The following is a 2,420-nucleotide window of genomic DNA, read 5'->3' as shown; positions in this document are numbered from 1 at the left end:
TAGATGGAGAAAAACCCGTGATTAAAACTTTTACTAATGCTCAAAGTGGAAATTAAATATGAACGATCAAATTATATACCAAAAAATTGGACAATTGCTTATTGATTCGAGCCCCTCTGATGCTAAAAAAATTATCGTTAGAGCTCAACTTTTTTGTGAAAGAAATGGTTGTACTTATGAATTTGACTATGTAGATAAAAATAATGAATTAAACTGGTATGATCCTGATGGTAAAGCTATAAATGATTTAACTGATATATTAGAAGATTTGAGAAGTTTTTATATTGATAACATAAAATCGGAAAAAAAATCATTTTGGCATGGGTGTGAAATTACTTTAGATCTAGAAACAATGAAAATTAATATAGATTTTAAGTACGAAGATTAAAATAAGATATTCAGAGATTGTAATTTACATCATATACTTTGCCTACTTTTAATGTATTAATTTCCATTTAAAAGTAGGCAAAGTATATGATGGGAAGAAAAGTTTTCAAATATTTTTGATCTGAGTTTATTAAGGAAATTATTACAGGATTATACCAACCAATCAGACTTTGGTACGGGCGGCAAATACACCCGTGCCATCCAAGCCATCACCGTATTTACACAAGGTGTCATGGGCAACAATATTGTTACCGCGATTGCTAATGGTTCCGCCCCTTATCTTGCTAATGAAGTGAAAAACCAAATTCAAGGTAATAGTGTTGAAAGTGATATTCAGCGCACGATAGCGCACGGATTACTGAATGCAGGCCTTGCGTTGGCAAAAGGTGAGAATGCAGTAGTGCAAGCCTCTGGCGCAATGACAGGGGAAACAGTGGGTATTTTATCGCACTCACTTTATGGCAAAACCCCCGAAGAACTCACTGAAACTGAAAAGCAGAATATAAGTGCATGGGCAACGTTAACTTCAGGGATTGTCGGTGGTTTAATCAGCGATAATAGCACAGGCGTTGCTAATGCCGCTCAAGCCGGGAAAGTGGTAGTTGAGAATAACTTTTTGGGAGATATTTCACGCGAGGCATTAGATAAAAGCCGTGAGGCATTACGGGAAAACAAATATACGGAGAGGGATGTTCGTGAGTTACTGGCGTTGGAAGTCCGTGACCAAATCAATGATGAACTGTTAAATCAGTACCGGAAAGATCCGGCGTCTTTGACACCGGAGCAGCAACAGAGATTTCTGCAGGAATTGCAGCAATATGCTTATGAAAAAACTCACTTGCACGATACCAAAACTGTCGAACAGCTGGTCATTATGTTGTTAAAAGAAGGGGATTCATCGCTGCTCTCGAACAAAGGCTTCCCATATGCAGGGCGTACAGAAGCGAAAAATGCTTGGGCAGACAAGGAAAGGCAACGGGCATATGAGCAAAACGGATGGCTGGGTGCTCTGAACTGGACACGTACACAAACCGAAGAAGAAAAACTGTTCAGAAAAGCCGATAACCTAGCCAATACGTATGGCTACCACAGAGATAATGCGGCTATTGGTGATGCTCCTCTTCAGGTATTGCAGGGTGGTTTGACAATCCGAGTTATGGCACCGCTATTGGGAGGGGCAGGTAAAGCCACGGCATATTTATTGGGAGATGGGACAGGCAAAATGATGCTCACAACAGGAACAATAGGAGCCACAGCAAATGCTGGGATTCAATATGGATTTACAGGAGAAATCAATTCCGTGGATGTAGTGTTTGCTTTTGGAACAGGCGCTATGACGGCGTATACGAAGCTTGGGGGAACAGTTGCCTGGAATGCAGGCATGGGGGGAGCAGCAAGTATGTTTAAGGGGGATGATCCTTTTACAATACTTACAAATGCCACTACTGCAGGTATTGGTTCTAGCGTGGGATATGGTTTCGCGGGTAAGCCTATAAGTTATGGATGGAATCAATATAAATTGTGGAAAACAGGAGGTTGGGATCCCAAATATAACCCTAAATTGCAAGGTGGAGCTATAAAAGGATTATATGGACTTTCGAAAGATATGAAACCCCATCCTTTGCCTGGTATTTTGGGAAATATAGGCTCTGCCTTTACAACAGAGACTACAAACTTTCTGATGCAAGAGAAAATTAAGGAAGTTGAGGAAAAAAATAGTGAATCAAAAAACTAATCAATTTGAATACTTTCTTGTTATGACTATTTTGTGTGTGGTAGTCCTGTTTATTATGGGACTGGTTATATACAGCATAGGTGAGTGTATTATTTGGTTATTGATTGGTGGAGATTTTATTTTTTCAATCGAGTTTTTAAAAAAGATTATTAAAGCAAGTCTATGGGCTGGGCTAGTCGTTGGAATAGGGATGTGGTTTATAGAATATAAGTTACGTAGATGATGTTAAGATCCCATCTCAAAATGGTGGGATCTTTCTTTTGGTTATCACTCCGTCTCAATAACCTTGGCTTGTTAG

3 protein-coding genes are annotated in these 2,420 nt (G+C 39.3%); all 3 read left to right on the top strand.

The features are described from left to right. The first annotated feature begins 58 nt into the window (after positions 1 to 58). A complete protein-coding gene (locus tag GWJ01_RS03800) occupies positions 59 to 388 on the top strand; it encodes an immunity protein YezG family protein (RefSeq protein ID WP_161710716.1) in 330 nt (109 codons plus the stop codon). 231 nt (positions 389 to 619) lie between these two features. Further along, positions 620 to 2,122 (top strand): VENN motif pre-toxin domain-containing protein, encoded by a 1,503-nt coding sequence (locus GWJ01_RS03795; protein WP_109402752.1) that lies wholly within the window; start codon positions 620 to 622, stop codon positions 2,120 to 2,122. Next, complete coding sequence (locus tag GWJ01_RS03790; RefSeq protein ID WP_109402977.1) at positions 2,106 to 2,345, top strand: hypothetical protein; 240 nt, start codon at positions 2,106 to 2,108, stop codon at positions 2,343 to 2,345. Before GWJ01_RS03795 ends, GWJ01_RS03790 begins: the two co-directional genes overlap by 17 nt. The last annotated feature ends 75 nt before the right edge of the window (positions 2,346 to 2,420 follow it).

The organism is Proteus sp. G2618 (assembly GCF_009915995.1).
GTDB classification, from domain to species: Bacteria; Pseudomonadota; Gammaproteobacteria; order Enterobacterales; family Enterobacteriaceae; genus Proteus; species Proteus terrae.
The sequence above is the reverse complement of the archived record's forward strand: the minus strand, read 5'-3'. Positions and strand labels throughout refer to the sequence as shown.